This window comes from Chitinophagales bacterium (genome assembly GCA_041392475.1).
Taxonomy (GTDB): domain Bacteria; phylum Bacteroidota; class Bacteroidia; order Chitinophagales; family UBA2359; genus JAUHXA01.
Window position 1 is genome coordinate 2907091 of record JAWKLZ010000001.1, and the last position, 17486, is coordinate 2924576.

Consider the following 17486-nt stretch of genomic DNA (forward strand, 5'->3'; position numbering starts at 1 on the left):
GTATCATTTAAGAAATCATTTTTGTCAAATCTTCAATAAACTGCTCTACAACAGCTTCCTCTGTTGTCCAAGATGTCACCAACCGAACGACCGACCTTTCTGCATCATATTTGTAGAAGGTGTAGAAATCGTATTTTTCGGAGAGTTTTTCAATCAGAGGATTTGGCATTGCAGCAAAAAGCTGATTGGTAGGAGATTCTGAAATTAAAAGAATGTTGTGGGCCTTCAGTGCAATCCGTATTTTTTGCGCCATTCGATTGGCGTGTCGTGCCAATTCAAAAAACAAATCATCCCGAAACAACTCCAAAAATTGGATGCCCAATAATCTGCCTTTTGCCAATAAACCTCCTCGCTGTTTGATGTTGGACTCAAAACCCACTTTCAGTTTTTCGTTGTTGATAACGATGGCTTCTCCCAACAAAGCACCATTTTTTGTGCCGCCAATGTAAAAAACATCACACATTGCAGCTAAGTCCTCCAACGAAAGGTCGCTGTTTTCTGCACACAATGCCGCACCAATTCGAGCACCGTCAATGTAGAGATACAAATCGTTTTTCTGACAGAGTTCCCAAATTGCCTGCAATTCACTTTTGGTGTAAATCGTTCCCAATTCGGTAGAATGGGTGAGATAGACCATTTTGGGTTTGATGGTATGTGGGGGAAAATAACGATCCAAAACAGGTTGAATATCAGCAGTAGTTAACTTACCATCTGCTTTTTCGATGGTTTCGATGCGATGTCCTGTGGCTTCAATGGCTCCTGCCTCATGCTGTTGAATATGCCCTGTTTTGGCAGAAACAACGGCTTCAAAGGTATGCAAGATTGCCGAAATAACGATGAGATTTGCCTGTGTACCACCCGATACAAAGTAAATGTCGGCATTGGGTCTGTTCATCTTCGCTCGTAGCAATTCTTTGGCTTGACGGCTATATTCGTCTGTACCATAACCTCCCTGTTGTTCGCTATTGGAGCGGGTGAGTGCTTCCAAAATCCGTGGATGACAGCCTTCGCTGAAGTCGTATTTGAAACTGTATTTGGACATGAAAAAAATGAAATTATATGTTGGAACTATATGGGGTTCAAATATAAGTCAGCCAACTTCATTTGAACACTAAATAAAGGTAAGAATAATTCATTTTTTTCATTAATTTCCTTTCGTCAATTCACAAGTACCTAATATTTCTTGTTTTTCATCGTCTTCACCTCAGCAAATGAGATCAAGTACATCTACTTCTCTACTTCAATGGTACTCAGCCAAGTAATATTTTGTGGATTGCTGTAATCGTATTGGTGAAAACCATCTTCTCCAATCAACAACAGCGTTTCACCCAAAGGAATCACATCAAATGCGTGAATATTGTCGTAGTGTGCCAATTGGTGTTGGTCAATTGTCATTGGATCTTCGGCATTATAGACTTTCAGCCCTGCTTCACCGTCACAGATAAAAAGCGTTCCCTTGTCAATTCCCAAACCATGAGGATTTTGCATTGGATAGACTTTCAGTAAATCAGGCTCGGTGACATCCGAAATATCCAATACCTCCAATTGATTGGTAAATCCCTGACATTCTGAACCTGAACGCAAAGTGACATACGCAGTATTGCCCTCTGCTACTACAGGATCGCAGCTTCTGACGTGTGTGTATTCCGACACCAAAAATGGTGCATTGGGTTGCTTGATATTGTAAATATACATACCGCTTTGTGAACCAATGAGCAGCATGTCTTTGAAGGGGTAAATGGTTTCGATATTCCAACCAATGTGAACAGGTTCTTGTTTCACAGGATTTGCTAAATCGTTGATATCAAAAATGTTCACATCACTCGTTGTCAAAGTATAAAGGTGATTGGACGCAATCGTAAAACGTGCCATCGAGCCACCTACGCCCACACTCGGTGCGCCAGTTGTTCCCCCACTATTGGCTGTAATCGGTGAAGCACTATCAACAGCATACAGCCAACCTTCTAACCAACCTCCTCCTTGTGGATAACCATCACAGTCATACACTTCTGTCTTTTCGGTAGCTGCCCAATCTACAATCAACCCGTTTTCGCCATCTAAGTAATAATAACTCTCGAATACATTTTCGATGCGTTTGACCAATTGCACATTTTCGGGATCAGAGATGTCCAACACCACTAAATCCATGTAGTTATCAGCGTACATTGTGTTGTTAGCCACTGCAATGTCGACGTTGCCAGGAATTTCGATAAAGGCTATGTTTTGAGGGCTTTCGGGGTGTCGATTGTAAATCACGTGTAGCCCTTCTTCCCGTTCATTTATAAAAATATAGGGGAATTTGTAGTAAATTTTACCGGGATTTTTAATCGGACGAGCAGCCGTTGTTTGGATAGAGCCACGCAGCGTTTCTAAGTCCATGTAAACAGGTTCATAGGACATATAAGTGTAAACACAATCGGCTTTGTCGTTGGTGCAACTTTGCAGAAAACAGCTACTAATGGCTGCAAAGGTAAGAATTACAAGGAATTGAAGTTGATGTTTCATAGCAAGGGGTGTTTGTTGTTTCTATTTTAATAGACGAAACACCCAAAAAAACCGTTGCTCAATCAAAATCCACTATAATCTGATTTCTCAGCAAATCTTCAAGCGTTTCACGTTGACGAATCAAGTAGTCTTTGCCTTCCACTATCATTACTTCCGCAGGGCGAAAACGAGAATTGTAGTTGGAAGACATCTCAAAGCCATAGGCTCCTGCATTGAAGAAAGCCAAAATATCGCCTTCTTTGATTTCGGTGATTTTTCGATCCCATGCGAAGGTATCCGTTTCGCAGATATAGCCCGAAACAGTGTAAATACGCTCACGTCCTTCCATGTTTGAGATGTTTTCGATTCGGTGGTAAGAATCGTACAACATAGGGCGAATCAAGTGATTGAAGCCTGAGTCAACGCCTGCAAAAACGGTAGCAGTCGTTTGTTTGACCACATTCACCTTTGCCAAAAATACGCCCGCTTCGCTGACCAAATATTTACCAGGTTCAAACCACAATTCTAAGTCACGCCCGTACTCTTTGCAGAACTCATTGAAGCGTTGTGATAACTTTTGTCCTAGTTCTTCAATGTCTGTATAAATGTCGTTTGGTTTGTAGGGAACTTTGAAGCCACTTCCAAAGTCAACAAACTGCAAATCAGGAAAATAGCTTGCATTTTGAAACAAAATTTCTGCTCCCTGCAAAAATACACCTGGATCCAAAATTTCAGAGCCTGTGTGCATGTGCAAACCATTGACCACCAAACCTGTTTTTTTGACAATACGCTCTACGTGACGCATTTGATAAATAGAAATACCAAATTTAGAATCTATGTGACCTGTTGAAATGTGGTGATTGCCGCCTGCATAAATGTGCGGATTGATGCGAATGCAAACAGGGTAAGTATCGCCAAAGGTATTACCAAACTGCTCCAATATCGAAATATTGTCAATATTGATGTGTACGCCGTAGGTTGCTGCTTCGGTAATTTCTTCAATGGATACTCCATTTGGCGTAAAAATAATGTCTTCGGCTTCAAAACCAGCCTTCAAACCTATACGCAATTCATTGATAGAAACCGTATCTAATCCAGAGCCTATACGTTTAAAAAATTGGAGTATATTGATATTGGTCAGCGCCTTACAAGCATATTTGACCTTCAAATTAACACTGGAAAAAGCACTGGTGAGACTTTCATATTGATGTCTCATAATATCTGTATCATACACATACAAAGGTGTATCATATTTCTCTGCCAAGTTCAATAACAACTCAGTTTTTGGCATGGTAGCCGATTCTATCAATTCCATTCTAATGGGATTTTGTTTGTATTGTTTTAGGGCAATTTATAGTTCGGGCATTTAAGTTATCATCGTAAACCCATCATTGCTCATCTTCCAACGTTTCTTTCTCCGTTGCGGTTGTATCTATTGCAGCGGGAACTAAAGGTTGAAGTTTGAAAATAAGACTCTCCAAGGTTGGGATTTTCAAAGAATCAATCTGATTGATTTGAACTTGTGTAAGACTATCGAAGCCACTTCTGCGAATGGAATCGGTCAATTGATCCATCAAATGTGATACGATTAATCTCAAGGAATCTCTCACTGTATTTTGTTGTTCGAGCAGTCGAAACTTGCGAAGTTCAATTAAATCAGAAATTCTCGACTTAGCTTTGTCTTCAAATTGTGGGAAAGCATTGGATATCTTAGCGTATTCATTGATGGCAGCATCGATACTGTCGACTTCGGCAAGGTGTTCGGCTTGTGTAACCGCTTGATTGAGCTGATTTTGTTCACGAATTTCCAACCATTTATAAACGCTCAAAGCCAGCAATATCACCAAGGCAACGGTAACGGCTGCAATGATTAACTTTTTGTTGCTGTGGTTGGCCAATATTTCAGGATCTTCTGGCAATGGCTCCAATACTTCATTGAGTGTCAATGGAGTTGTTTTTTTCACCTTACCAGTTTGACTTTCTTCTTGTGTGACTTCTTCTATTTGAAGCAAGTACATAGAATAATTGTCATTTGAATATTGGGTACAAAGTTCTTTTATTTTGCCACAAACTTTTTCCAGATTGACTTCTTTTTTGGGCAAAAGCGTCACCAAAATACGTTCATCCACACTCTCCAAAATACCATCACTGCAAAGCATAAAGAAATCTCCTGCTTCTACTTCTTCAATTTGATGCACCGAAATCTGTGAAGGATTGTCGCTTCCAGAAATAGCACGCAAAATCACATTACGCTGTGGATGCACTTTGGCTTCTTCGGTTGTTATTTCCCCCCGTTTGATCAGTTCGTTGACAAGCGAATGATCTTCGGTTTCGTACAAAATATTCCCTGCTCTAATGTGATAAATTCGGCTATCTCCTACCCATGCAATCGTGACAATATTTTGGGCATCATTGAAGTGAACCAAGGTCAAAGTACTTGCCATACCTGCACATTCGGTATGTACTTGTGTATATTCCCACAATTTCCCTTCCACAAACCGCAAGGCATCTTCCAAGTCGCTTTTTGATACGTGTTGCAAATCATGTTCTTGAAAATAAGCCTGAAATAACTCACAAATCATCAAAGAAGCGATTTCCCCTTTGTTTGCACCCCCTACTCCATCACATACAATAAACAGGCGGTCTTCTTTGGTAGCCGAGCCACTAAAGGGATAAATCATATCCTCATTATTGCCTCGCTTGCCAACTTCATGTAAAAAAACGGGTTCGTATATCCGAAATGCCATGCTAAATTATTGATTATTGATTGCTTACTTTTATCTTAGTGCCTTTATTATTTTGTCCTACTAATACGAAAACAAAGGTCTAAATAGTATGTAGTAGCCAATTGTGCAAAGTAACGCTATAATTTTTAGTTACACCATTTTTCTGATGTCGAAAAGAATGTAAAAATTCCATGAAACAATCTTTCAAATGGCTATATACAACGTAAAAATTATGCCATTGCTGATTGTTCGCTTAAAAATAGGTTAAATTTTCATTATTATATTCCTTTAGGGCAATTAGCTTGGTGACTTTTTCGTAAAAGAAAGGTAATATGAAAATATTTAGCCATTTTTTATCTGAAAATGTGCTTTTTTCGTATCATGCAGCCTTTTTGGGAATTCTAACCTTTGCAGAAAGGTTGTCAATCATTATACACCTATTTTCAAGTGGTTTCAAAACCTTTTGTGAATTGAAGTGTCTAAGACAAATTAGCCTTCCCAATTTTGATACCGTCATCTTCATAGATGACCAAATATTTTGAAAAAAAAATAACATCTCACAATCCACAATAATTTATGGCGAAGCGAGAAATCAATGTTTTTAATGTTTCTTTTTTAGACCTACTCTCTGGAGCTTTGGGCGCAGTTTTGATTTTGTTTATTGTTATTCCAAAACTTACTGGGGATATTAAAATAAAATTGCAGGAACTAGAGCAAATTCAAGAACTAAAAGTTGATATTCAGAAAATAGAAAATATGATGATTCAACTCAAAGAATCTGTGCCAGAAGATACCTTCAAGGAATTGGAAAGCAGAATGGATAAACTGGGGAAAACCATCGTGGCACTTGAAGCAGAAATCAAAAGTGTGCAGAGTAAATTGGCAGAGTGTGATGCCCAACGTACCAAACTGCGAGATCAGGTGAAAACATTGAAGGAACAGGTTGTCAATTTGGAGGATCGGCTCAAAAACAATGACAAAATTGTGCAGCAACTTCAAAGTGAAATTGAAGAATTGCGGAAACAGTTGGAGCAGGTAAAAAAAGAAAAACAGGCATTGGAGCAGCAAGTGACAACATTGGAGGGTACGGTTTCTGAAAAAGATGGGGTTATCAAAACACAACAAACTACCGTTGACGACCTTACTGAGAACAATGAAGCCTTGAAAAAGGAACTCGAAAAAGCCAAAAATGAAGCCCAATCTGCAAAAGCGGAAGTGGACAAACAAAAACAACAATTGAAGGAATGTCAAGCAAAATTGGGTTTGGATGTGGGTGACAATGTGGTGTTTGTAGTCGATATTTCGGGTAGTATGGACGATGATCCTGAACCTCAAAAACTCGATGAAGTGAAGGCGGGTATCAAAATGATGGTGGCTACAATGGACGAAACGACAAGCGTTGACATCGTGATTTACCCCAAAAGTGCCGACGAACGATATGGCTACAAATATGGTCGTTTGCAGCCCGTAACGGAAGATACCAAATACGACATTTACCGCTATTTAGCCACACTTCGTGCCTATGGTTGTACACCTACTAGAGAGGTTATGGATTTTGTGTTTGATTCTCCCAACTATAAAAATGCCAATACCATCATCTTGATGTCGGATGGTTTGCCAACTGTTCGTACTACTGCAACAACTTGTGATGAATTGACAAATACCAGCGAGATTGAAAACTATATTACCAGTAAAAATGGTGGTTCTAAAGTCATTAACTGTATTGGAGTGGGTTCAGATTTTCGTCAGCGAAATAGCAATGATTTGAAAGTGAAGTTCATGCAAAATTTGGCGAAGAAAAATAATGGATTCTATATTGGTTTCTAACATTCACTTCAAAACAACAAAAAAGGGCATTTCAAATATGAAATGCCCTTTTTTGTTGAACTTAAGTTTGGACTTACTAAGCAATCAACTCCTTCTCCCCTACAATCGTCAATACTTCTTCATCCATCAAAATATCTGCAAGTGCCGATGTTTTAGACATTTCGTATTTATAGAAAAACTTCATGGTGTGGATTTTACTCTCATAAAATTCCATCGTCTGCTCCATACTACCTGTCACCAAAGCCTGTTTTGCAGCAGCAGCCATTTTGAGCCATTGCCAACCAATAGTAATCGTACCAAAGAAATCCATGAAAAGTGTAGCATCCGACAAAAAGCGTTCAAAATCACCTTTTTGAGCAAAACCACCTAAAAATTGAAGTACCTTTTGCGTCAATGCCAGTTTTTTTCCCAGAATAGACGCATAGGGTTTCAATTCATCGTATGTGTTTGCTGCTTCAATGGTTTGCATCATTTCTTGCGCCAACAATTGAAGGGCTTGTCCACCTTTCATCATCATTTTTCTACCCAACAAATCCTGTGATTGAATACCCGTAGTACCTTCATACAAGGAATAAATACGGATGTCACGAGCATATTGTTGGAGCACAAATTCGGAGCAGAAGCCATATCCTCCCAAAATTTGCAGTCCATTCTTGGTCGCTTCTTGCCCTTTTTCGGCAGGATAAGTTTTGACAATTGGCGTAAGCAATTCCAACAACAGATGGTATTTTTCGGCTTCTTCGGGTTTGACGTGTTCCCAATCTTGGTAAATTGAAGCTTCCAAAACCAAACTCAAACTACCTTCTGCAATCGCTTTTTGGAGCAACAACATACGACGTACATCGGGGTGATTGATAATTAGCGTTTGTTCTTGTTGAACATCTTTTACCCCTCCTCGCTGCAAACGACGACCTTGTGGACGCTCATTGGCATATTGAAGCGAGGCATAATAAGCCGCATTTGCAATGGCAGCCGCTCCCCTACCTACTCCGATTCTCGCCTCATTCATCATCTGAAACATGTGCTTCAAACCTTGATTGGCATTGCCGACCAGCCAACCCTTGCTGTTGTTTTTTTCCCCAAACACTAAATGAGTCGTACACAATCCTCGCTGACCTACTTTCTGAAAATCACCTGCCGTAATGACATCATTGGACTCCAGTTCACCGTTTTCGCCCACTCTAAATTTGGGTACTGCAAAAAGGGAAATTCCTTTTGTGCCGAGAGGTGCACCTTCAATGCGTGCCAAGACCAAATGCACAAAATTTTCGAAATAGGGATGATCGCCTGCCGTAATGAAGATTTTTTGTCCCTTGATTTGATAGCTACCATCTTCATTGGGGTAAGCGGTAGTTGTGACATCGGAAAGGGAACTACCCGCCTGCGGTTCGGTCAGACACATCGTACCGCCCCATTTGCCCTCCATCATATTGGGCATAAATCGGTCTTTCAATTCTTGTGTTCCAAATGCACGAATCAGATTGGCAGCACCTGCAGGAAGCGAAAAATAGGCGGTGATATTGTTGTTGGCGCAGTCCATGATATAGTGAACCGCCGTATAAAGTATCCCTGGCTGACGAACACCTCCTTCGTCGTAGTCAAAGTGAGAACCCACAAAACCCATTTCTGCCCCTTTTTCGAGAATGTTCTTCAACTGAGGAATGACGTAAATGCCGCCATCATCGTAACGGGAAGGATCTTCATCCATTTCTCTAAAACAAGGATACAATTCTTGATCAGAATAGTCCTTCACCGCATCCAAAAACATATCTACGCTCTCTTTATCATAGTCTTGGAAATATTCATGCTGAAACAAATCATTCGTATTGTGTACTTCATAGAGCAAATACCGAAGTGTGTTCATGTCTATATACTTGCTTGCCATAGGTCAGATTGTTTTAAACTGTTTGTCTAAATGGGAAAAAATATTTCACCAAAAATAACCATTTTTTTCAAAAATTGTTGTCAATTTCAAATAAGGGTTCTATATTTGCACCGCCTTATGAAATAAGGGAGATTGATAAATAAATTTCTATTCATTTTTTAGGTGCAAAAACGGGAGATTAGCTCAGTTGGTTCAGAGCATCTGCCTTACAAGCAGGGGGTCGTTGGTTCGAATCCAACATTTCCCACCTTATAAATCAAGCAGTTACAATAAATTTTGTAGCTGCTTTTTTTGTTGGTTTAAACATAGTTTAAACATTTGCTTCATTTTTTTTGCTGAGTTTAAACCAAAATTCCTCTCCATTTTTTTTTCTTTCCCCATACTTTTCTTAGATTAGCCTTTCATTTTTTCACCAAAACAATCTGTATAGACAATATTCTAATCTAACATATCAAGCAATCAATTAGCGTTTGCTGTTTTTTTCGATTCAAAAATCGCCAAATAATGAATTAGGGAAAAAACATAAGCGATGCGGTCACGTTATGCGTGGGCGTACCGACTTTTCCCTAGGGTGTTTGGCGATACCTTGAATCGAAGTTGGTAACGACTCACGCTCTTTTTTTGCTGTTGGTAGATGTATTTCCATTTCATCACTTTTAAAATCCAATCAGCATGAACAAACACAGACCACAAGGCAGACTTTCCTTTGTCTCCAATCCAAAATCCCCAAAAACGACTTCTTCAAAGGTGGGTTATGATACTCCTATTTTCTCGCCAAGTGACCCACTCCCAAGCGGAAACCCATTACATTTATTATTCTTGCTGCTTTTCGCTGCATTTTTCTTTATCTTAGCTACGTCAGATTTTGACGAGTATGTGCTATTGAAAGATGATGGTACGTATGAACTGACCGACAAACGAAAAGGAAAACTACTCAACGAATTGGCAGATTTGGAGGAAGCGGAACAGTATGCACTTCGGGCGATTCGTAGCGGAATGTACCCTTGCTTTAGTTGTTTTACGTCAGATTCCATTTTTCTGTATAGCGGTGAAGTTTGGAAGTATGGGATTACGACCAAAGGGCAAAATAGGCGATATGGGCGTTTTCTGATAAACATGGGTTTGCAGTACGAAATTCAATACAAAGGACTTTTACACGATTGCTTGAAGGAGGAAAAGCGAAAGATTTACCACTATCCGCTTTTGCCCGAAAATCTGAAACGTGCTAAGAAATTGGGGCGACCTCCCGGCAATAAACAAGATTCTTGAAGTGAAAGGACGCAAGATGTGAGAAGCGAGAAGTCAGACATAGTTTTAAAACAATCTTAAAAAATCAACAACATGAATACTAATAATCAAAATATAAACCCAAACACAACAAACGCTGAACCTACTCCAAAAGACTTCAATTTTACGGCAATCACTTGGAAGGATGTCACCGACAAAGTGAATTTTCAAGCGTTTGAAGATGTATTGAATGAGCAATTGACTTTAGCCGATTATGGCGAAACGGTCAAAAATCTGTACGGTACTTTTTTGGTGATTCAAGCCAACAATGAGTTTCACGATGAATTTGTGGACTACGATACAGAGGAACAGATTTTGGAAATGGCGTTCAAGGTGGATATACGGCAATTGAAGGACGCAAGCAAAGCGGAAACATTGCAACGAATGGCAAAGGCTTTTTTGGCGTATATTCGGCAATATCCTACTATTGAAGGTTTTGACTCAAAGCGTTTTTATACGGATGTTCAATCTGCTTTTGCTGAAAAAGGATGGTTGGTTGAGGCAGAATCAGCGATTTCAATTTCCAATTTATCGCTCTCCGAAAAAGCGAAAATAACAGGATTGGAGGAAGCGATTGTTCATTTGATAGAAACGGATATTGACAAGGCAGCTTTGGGGTGGATAAAAGTGTATTGTGAGAAATTGGAGATAGAATATCGGGAATTGATACCCGAACTCTTTGCTTAATTCAAGATTCTTCCCACTTCAATACCATACAACGAGTTTTACTCAACCCACTTTGCAATTCAATTGCACTAACATTGTGGTATTTTTGCAGTTGATGAAAATAACTACCTACATATTCACCATTTACATACTTGCGTTATCACTCGTACCTTGTAGCGATGGTGGCGGTGGTATGGTAGAGATAGTTAAGCATTTTTTTGGGGTAGAACACCATCATGTATCAGACCATGAGCAACATTCAAAAGATTGTGGGGATGATGCTTGTACGCCTTTTTGTGTTTGCAGTTGTTGTTCGATAGCTTTAGATGTTCCTCCAAAGCTATTTTTTAGGGTTGAATATCTACCTCCAATGCTTTCTAAATTACAGACCTCATTTTCCGATTTTATTCCTTCCTCTTTTCATACTTCTATTTGGCAACCGCCGAAATTTAGTTGACCAATTTTCGTGGGATAACTATGTCCACACAACTCGTACTTATTGGTTTAACTAAATTTCAAATAACTTATGTTTGATAAGATTATCGCTTATTCAATTGAGAATAAGTTTGTAATAGGGCTATTGGTAGCTGCCCTAATTGTGTGGGGTTTATTCTCCTTAAAACAGCTACCTGTTGATGCTGTGCCTGACATCACCAACAATCAGGTGCAAGTGATTACCATTTCTCCAACTTTGGCAACCCAAGAAGTAGAACAGTTTATTACCACGCCTGTCGAATTGGCTTTGCAGAATATTCAGCAGCTTGTTGAAATACGCTCTATATCTCGTTTTGGGCTATCTGTTGTGACGGTGGTTTTTGAGGAAGATATGGACGTATATTTATCTCGTCAGTTGGTGAGTGAATACCTAAAAGAAGCAGAAGGCAATATTCCCGAAGGTTTGGGAACGCCTGAAATGGCACCGATTTCTACGGGTTTGGGAGAGATTTATCAGTATGTAGTCCGACCGAAAGAGGGTTTTGAAGATAAATATCCTCCAACAGAATTGCGAAGTATTCAAGATTGGATTGTAAAACGCCAATTGTCGGGAATTGAAGGTGTGGTAGAAGTCAATACGATGGGTGGTTTCCTCAAACAATATGAGGTGGCAGTCAATCCCAATTTACTTAAATCGGTGGGCGTGAGTATTACCGATATTTTTGAGGCATTGGAAAACAGCAATGAAAATACAGGAGGTGCATACATCGAGAAAAATCCCAACACTTACTATATCCGTACCGATGGTATTGCTCGTTCTTTGTCTGATTTAGAAAACATTGTGGTAGATGTTCGCAATGGCAGACCTATTTTGATAAAAGATGTGGCAACGGTTCAGTTTGGTAAAGCTCCTCGATATGGGGCATTGGTTCGGGATGGAGAGGAAGCCGTTGGTGGTCGGGTGATGATGCTGAAAGGCGCAAACTCGGCAGCTGTGACGGAACGGGTAAAAGAACGGGTCATACAAATCGAAAAATCATTGCCCGAAGGTGTCGTAATTGAATCCTATTTGGTTCGGGATAAATTGGTTTCTACTGCTATCGGAACAGTCAAAACCAACCTCTTGGAAGGTGGGTTAATTGTTATTTTTATTTTGGTTTTGATGCTTGGAAATTGGAGGGCAGGGCTAATAGTTGCCTCTGTTATCCCTTTGGCGATGTTGTTTGCCATTTCTATGATGAACTTATTGGGAATTTCTGCCAATTTAATGAGTTTGGGAGCAATTGATTTTGGGTTGATTGTGGATGGTGCGGTTATCATTGTCGAATCCATTGTTCACCGCTTACAGGTCAATTTTGCAGGGCAAAAATTGACGACTTCACAAATGAACCATGAGGTTAAAACGGCTTCTCAAAAAATCAGAAGTTCCGCAGCTTTTGGCGAAATCATCATTTTGATGGTTTACATTCCTATTTTGGCTTTGGTGGGCATTGAAGGAAAAATGTTTAAGCCAATGGCGCAGACGGTTATGTTGGCAATTGGAGGAGCTTTGATTCTTTCTTTGACTTATGTACCGATGATGTCGGCATTGTTTCTCAACAAAAAAATCACTGATAAGAAAACGATTGCTGACCGAATTATCGCTTTTTTCCAAAAACTTTATACGCCTGTTTTGAATATAGCCTTGCGCTTAAAGACTCTTTTCGTATTGGCTACAATCATTCTATTTGCTTATAGTTTTTTCGTTTTCACAAGAATGGGGGGCGAATTTATCCCCACATTGGAGGAAGGGGATTTAGCCATGCAGCAAATTTTACCTGCTGGCACTTCGCTTTCGCAGAGTATCGAAATGGCTTCTATTATTCAAAAGAAACTACTCCAAGATTTTCCCGAAATAGAAGATGTGGTAGTGAATATTGGAGCAGCCGAAATTCCTACTGACCCAATGCCTGTTGAAATTGGGGATTATGTTTTGGTGATGAAACCCAAATCGGAATGGACTTCGGCAAGCAATCGTAAGGAAATGTTTGAGAAAATCGAAGAATCATTGAGTGTTATTCCTGGAGTAGGTTATGAGTTTTCGCAGCCTATACAATTGCGCTTCAATGAATTAATGACTGGTTCAAAAGCGGATATTGCTATAAAACTATATGGTGAAGATTTGGATTTGCTTTACAGCAAAGCGAAAGAAGCAGAGAGCGTTATCACAAAACTTGGTGGTGTGGGAACGGTCAATGTAGAGCAAACAATAGGGATGCCTCAAATCATCATCAACTTCAAATACGACAGAATGGCGCAGTATGGTTTGCAAGTAAAAGAGGTGAATCAAGTGGTCAGAAGTGCTTTTGCAGGGGAAAAGGCAGGGGTGATTTATGAAGGAGAGAAACGCTTTGATTTGGTGGTGAGAATGGATGAAAAATACCGCAATGGTATTGAAGATGTGCAAAATTTATACATCACTTTGGACAATGGCACACAAGTACCTTTACAGGCAGTTGCTGATGTAAATCTGACAGATGCACCCATGCAGATTTCGAGAGAGAACACCAATCGCAGAATAGTGATTGGGGTGAATGTAGGCGATACAGATGTGGAAACTTTGGTGGGCAAAATTCAAGGAGAATTGGATGCAAAAGTTGATTTGCCTGTTGGGTATTATTTCACCTATGGCGGTCAATTTGAAAATCTAAAAGCTGCCAATGCTCGTTTGATGGTAGCTGTACCGCTTGCGCTCGCTTTGATTTTTATCCTCCTTTATTTCACCTTTGGAAGTATCGCCCAAGCTGCCTTGATTTTTACGGCTATTCCACTTTCTGCAATTGGAGGGATTTGGGCTTTGGAGCTTCGAGGAATGCCGTTTAGTATTTCGGCAGGGATTGGTTTTATTGCCCTTTTTGGAGTGGCGGTATTGAATGGGATTGTCTTGATTGGCTACTTCAATCAATTGAAAAAAGAAGGTATGACCAACATTAGAGAACGCATCCTCGAAGGAACAAAAGTGCGTTTGCGTCCTGTTTTGCTGACAGCTTCGGTCGCTTCGTTGGGATTTTTGCCGATGGCTCTTTCTAACTCTGGCGGTGCAGAAGTACAGCGACCTTTGGCAACAGTGGTAATTGGAGGTTTGATAACGGCAACCTTTTTGACACTGGTTGTTTTACCGATTTTGTACAGTTGGTTGGCGCAGTGGCAAGAACGAAAGAACAAACCTTCTTTGGGTTCATATACTGCAATGATGTTGTTGCCTTTACTGTTTTTCGGTATCTCTGCAAATGCACAACAGCAGCCTATCACGATGGAAGAAGCGGTTGAAACGGCTATCCAAAATCATCCTTCTATTCAGGCTTCTAATCTGCAAATTCAGCAGGGGCAGAGTCTGCAAAACTTACCTTATACACTTGGCAAAACGGAATTTAATTATCAAGGTGATGGTTTGTTTAGAGAAAATGGGCAAAGGGTGAATCAGATTGGAGTGGTGCAAAATATTCCACACCCTGCTTCGGTCAAGGCTCAAAATGCTTTTCAAAACGAATGGGTCAAAAGCCAATTATTGCAGAAGCAATTGACCGAAAAAGAATTGACTTTGCAAGTGCAACAGACCTACTTTGAATTGCAGCAAAAAAAGGAATTGAAGGAATTGTATGAGCAACTTATACAGACTCATGAGCGATATTTTCAAGTGGCAAAAATAAGAGTGGACTTGGGTGAAAATAATCCCATTGAAAAGCTGACCCTTCAATCTGCTTTGAATGAATATCGGCTTTTGCTTACACAGGTTGATTTAGAAATTGACAGCTTGGAAAAACAGTTGGCGAATTTGTTGAACACCACTGAAGCCATTACTGCAACAGACAGTTTGGTTATGTTGCCGTTCACTTCAATGGATAGTTTGAATAGTTTGCAGATACAGTTGGCGAATCAAAACATTCAGATAGAACAGGCAAATGTTGGCTTAATTGAAGCGACTACAAAGCCCGATTTTAACTTAGGCTATGCAGCGCAAAATTACTTTGAAGGTGGTTGGCTGCATGGTTTACAGGCAGGGATTCAGATTCCGCTTTTCAAAAAATCGACTAAGCGAAAAGTGGAAGCACAAAAATTGCAGGTCGAAGTCGTCAAAGCCAATGTGGACGCACAAAAGCAGCGAATCAATCAAGAATTGTTATCCGTTGAAAACGCCATACAATTGTATAAAGCAGGGGTGGATTACTACAAAGAGCAATTGGCAATCATCAATCCCGAAATAGAGCGTATTGCAAGGCTCAATTATCAGGCGGGTGAAATTTCTTATCTCGAACTGCTCAATACCCTCAATCTGCTTTCCAAAAATAATCAACAATACTGGGAACAAATCTTGTCCTACAACAAAGCAGTAGTGTTGTATCAATTCTTGTCAAATCAATAAAATACAAATAAAATGAAAATTATAAATAAATCAATCTTATTAATAGTCTCGATAGCTGCAATGCTGTTTTTTTTCTCATGTGGTCATGAACACACCGAAGGAGATGGACATAATCACGGTACAGAACAGGAAGAACATTCGGAGCATGACGGACACAATCATGGTGCAGAACAGGAAGGTCATTCGGAAGATGATGGACACAATCATGGTGCAGAACAGGAAGAACATTCGGAAAATGATGGACATGGGCATGGTGAGGAACATGAAGAAGGAGAAATTCATCTGACCAAAGAACAGATTGCAACCATGAATATCACGTTTGGTGATTTCTCTCAAATCAAAATCAATGATTTTGTAAAAGCAACAGGAACTTTGGGCTTGCCTCCAAATGCCTTGACCTCGGTAAGTGCAAAATCGGATGGTTTTATAAAAAACAGCAAAAAGTATGTCGAAGGGAGTTATGTGAAACAAGGGGCTATCATGGCATATTTGGAAAATCCTGATTTTATTGAACATCAACGGGAATATCTTGAAGTTGCTGCTGAATTGGTCTATGACCGACAGGAATTGGCAAGGCATGGAACTTTGGTTGCAGAAAATGCTGGTGTTGAAAAAAACGTCCAAAAATTTCAAGCAGAGGTCAATCGAAAAGTAGCCATCTTAAAAGGTATCTCCAAACGCCTTGCTTATCTCGGCATTAATGTAGATAATTTGACAACGGAAAATATAATCCAACGTGTTCCTATTTATTCTCCTGCTTCTGGATATATCACTTCTATTCAAATGCACAATGGGATGTATGTTACACCTCAAATAGAACTGATGGAGATTGTTAATGAAAATCATCTTCATTTGGAGTTAGATGTATTTGAAAAGGATATTTCGAGTGTAGAGAAAGGGCAAAAAATAAGCTATTCAGTGCCTGCATTGGGAAATAAAGTTTATGAGGGTGAAGTGCATATAATCGGCAAAGAATTTAATACCGAAAACAAGACCGTCCGTATTCATGGACATTTGGAAAAAGAACGTCCTAAGTTTATTAAAGACTTATTCGTAGAAGCAAAAATTTGGCTGAATGACCAGACAGTTCAAGCCTTGCCTGAAAGTGCTATTATTAAGGACGGAGCTTCTTCTTACATCTATGTGGCGAATGACCAAGTTGAAGGAAATGAATTAAAGTTTGAGGCAGTAAAGGTGATAGAAGGTACAAGGGATAATGGTTTTACTTCGGTAAAATTGATTGATGAAATTCCCGATGATATGAAGATTGTAACGTATGGAGCTTACTATGTATTTGCTCAATCGAAGGCAGGGGAATTGAAGCATGAGCATTAGGAAGGAGATTATGGAATGTTTTATCGGTGTAGGGCAATTGTTCTATACCGATAAAAATTTGTTATTTTTGTAATGATGAAGGTTTTTATTAAAATATTCACAATTTATATTTTTGTTCTATTGCTATCACCTTGTGGTGATGGTGGCGGTGGAATTGTGGCAGTAGTTAATCAATTATTGGGCTTAGAAATTCATAATAATTTAGAGATAGAACAAAACTCTGACCCTTGTGAAGATTCGCCTTGTTCTCCTTTTTGTATTTGTAGCAGTTGTTTTACTCCTCTTGAGACATCTAAAGAAATTCCTCTTATAGAAAAAGCACTTACTTTATTTCCAAAAACAATTTCCTCATTCACATCTCATTTTTATTCTTCTTCCTTTTGTAAATCTATCTGGCAACCTCCAAAATTAGTTTAACCATTCGGGCATAGACAGGTAT

Annotated in this window: 12 protein-coding genes and 1 tRNA gene; 8 read left to right on the forward strand and 5 right to left on the reverse strand. The window is 39.5% G+C overall.

Annotated elements, in window-relative coordinates:
* Positions 1–7: 7 nt before the first annotated feature.
* The 4 genes from R3E32_10810 to R3E32_10825 all read right to left on the reverse strand — a co-directional run bounded on the left by R3E32_10810 (position 8) and on the right by R3E32_10825 (position 5231).
* A complete protein-coding gene (locus R3E32_10810; GenBank protein MEZ4885207.1) occupies positions 8–1042 on the reverse strand; it encodes an aminotransferase class V-fold PLP-dependent enzyme in 1035 nt (344 codons plus the stop codon).
* Positions 1043–1227: 185 nt separating this feature from the next.
* Positions 1228–2505, reverse strand: a complete 1278-nt coding sequence (locus tag R3E32_10815; protein ID MEZ4885208.1) for a hypothetical protein — start codon at positions 2503–2505, stop codon at positions 1228–1230.
* Between the two features lie 58 nt (positions 2506–2563).
* Positions 2564–3799 (reverse strand): diaminopimelate decarboxylase, encoded by a 1236-nt coding sequence (gene lysA / locus R3E32_10820; protein MEZ4885209.1) that lies wholly within the window; start codon positions 3797–3799, stop codon positions 2564–2566.
* 73 nt (positions 3800–3872) lie between these two features.
* A complete protein-coding gene (locus tag R3E32_10825; GenBank protein ID MEZ4885210.1) occupies positions 3873–5231 on the reverse strand; it encodes a protein phosphatase 2C domain-containing protein in 1359 nt (452 codons plus the stop codon).
* A 555-nt stretch (positions 5232–5786) separates the two neighbouring features.
* On the opposite strand from R3E32_10825, the gene R3E32_10830 reads away from it, so the two are divergent.
* Positions 5787–7037, forward strand: coding sequence for a VWA domain-containing protein (locus R3E32_10830; GenBank protein MEZ4885211.1), 1251 nt, complete (start codon positions 5787–5789; stop codon positions 7035–7037).
* 76 nt (positions 7038–7113) lie between these two features.
* Here the strand turns inward: R3E32_10830 and R3E32_10835 are convergent, their stop codons facing one another.
* Positions 7114–8922, reverse strand: a complete 1809-nt coding sequence (locus R3E32_10835; GenBank protein MEZ4885212.1) for an acyl-CoA dehydrogenase — start codon at positions 8920–8922, stop codon at positions 7114–7116.
* A 172-nt stretch (positions 8923–9094) separates the two neighbouring features.
* On the opposite strand from R3E32_10835, the gene R3E32_10840 reads away from it, so the two are divergent.
* From R3E32_10840 to R3E32_10870, 7 genes are all read left to right on the forward strand, one after another.
* A tRNA-Val gene (locus R3E32_10840) sits at positions 9095–9169 on the forward strand.
* A 425-nt stretch (positions 9170–9594) separates the two neighbouring features.
* Positions 9595–10191 carry a hypothetical protein gene (locus tag R3E32_10845; GenBank protein MEZ4885213.1) on the forward strand — a complete coding sequence of 199 codons (597 nt, stop codon included), beginning with the start codon at positions 9595–9597 and terminating at the stop codon, positions 10189–10191.
* Between the two features lie 72 nt (positions 10192–10263).
* Positions 10264–10896, forward strand: a complete 633-nt coding sequence (locus tag R3E32_10850; GenBank protein ID MEZ4885214.1) for a hypothetical protein — start codon at positions 10264–10266, stop codon at positions 10894–10896.
* A complete protein-coding gene (locus R3E32_10855; GenBank protein ID MEZ4885215.1) occupies positions 10889–11332 on the forward strand; it encodes a DUF6660 family protein in 444 nt (147 codons plus the stop codon). The genes R3E32_10850 and R3E32_10855 overlap by 8 nt, the downstream gene beginning before the upstream one ends.
* 69 nt (positions 11333–11401) lie before the next feature.
* Positions 11402–15712 (forward strand): CusA/CzcA family heavy metal efflux RND transporter, encoded by a 4311-nt coding sequence (locus tag R3E32_10860; GenBank protein MEZ4885216.1) that lies wholly within the window; start codon positions 11402–11404, stop codon positions 15710–15712.
* 12 nt (positions 15713–15724) lie between these two features.
* Positions 15725–17047, forward strand: a complete 1323-nt coding sequence (locus R3E32_10865) for an efflux RND transporter periplasmic adaptor subunit (GenBank protein ID MEZ4885217.1) — start codon at positions 15725–15727, stop codon at positions 17045–17047.
* A gap of 72 nt (positions 17048–17119) precedes the next feature.
* Positions 17120–17464, forward strand: coding sequence for a hypothetical protein (locus tag R3E32_10870; GenBank protein MEZ4885218.1), 345 nt, complete (start codon positions 17120–17122; stop codon positions 17462–17464).
* The last annotated feature ends 22 nt before the right edge of the window (positions 17465–17486 follow it).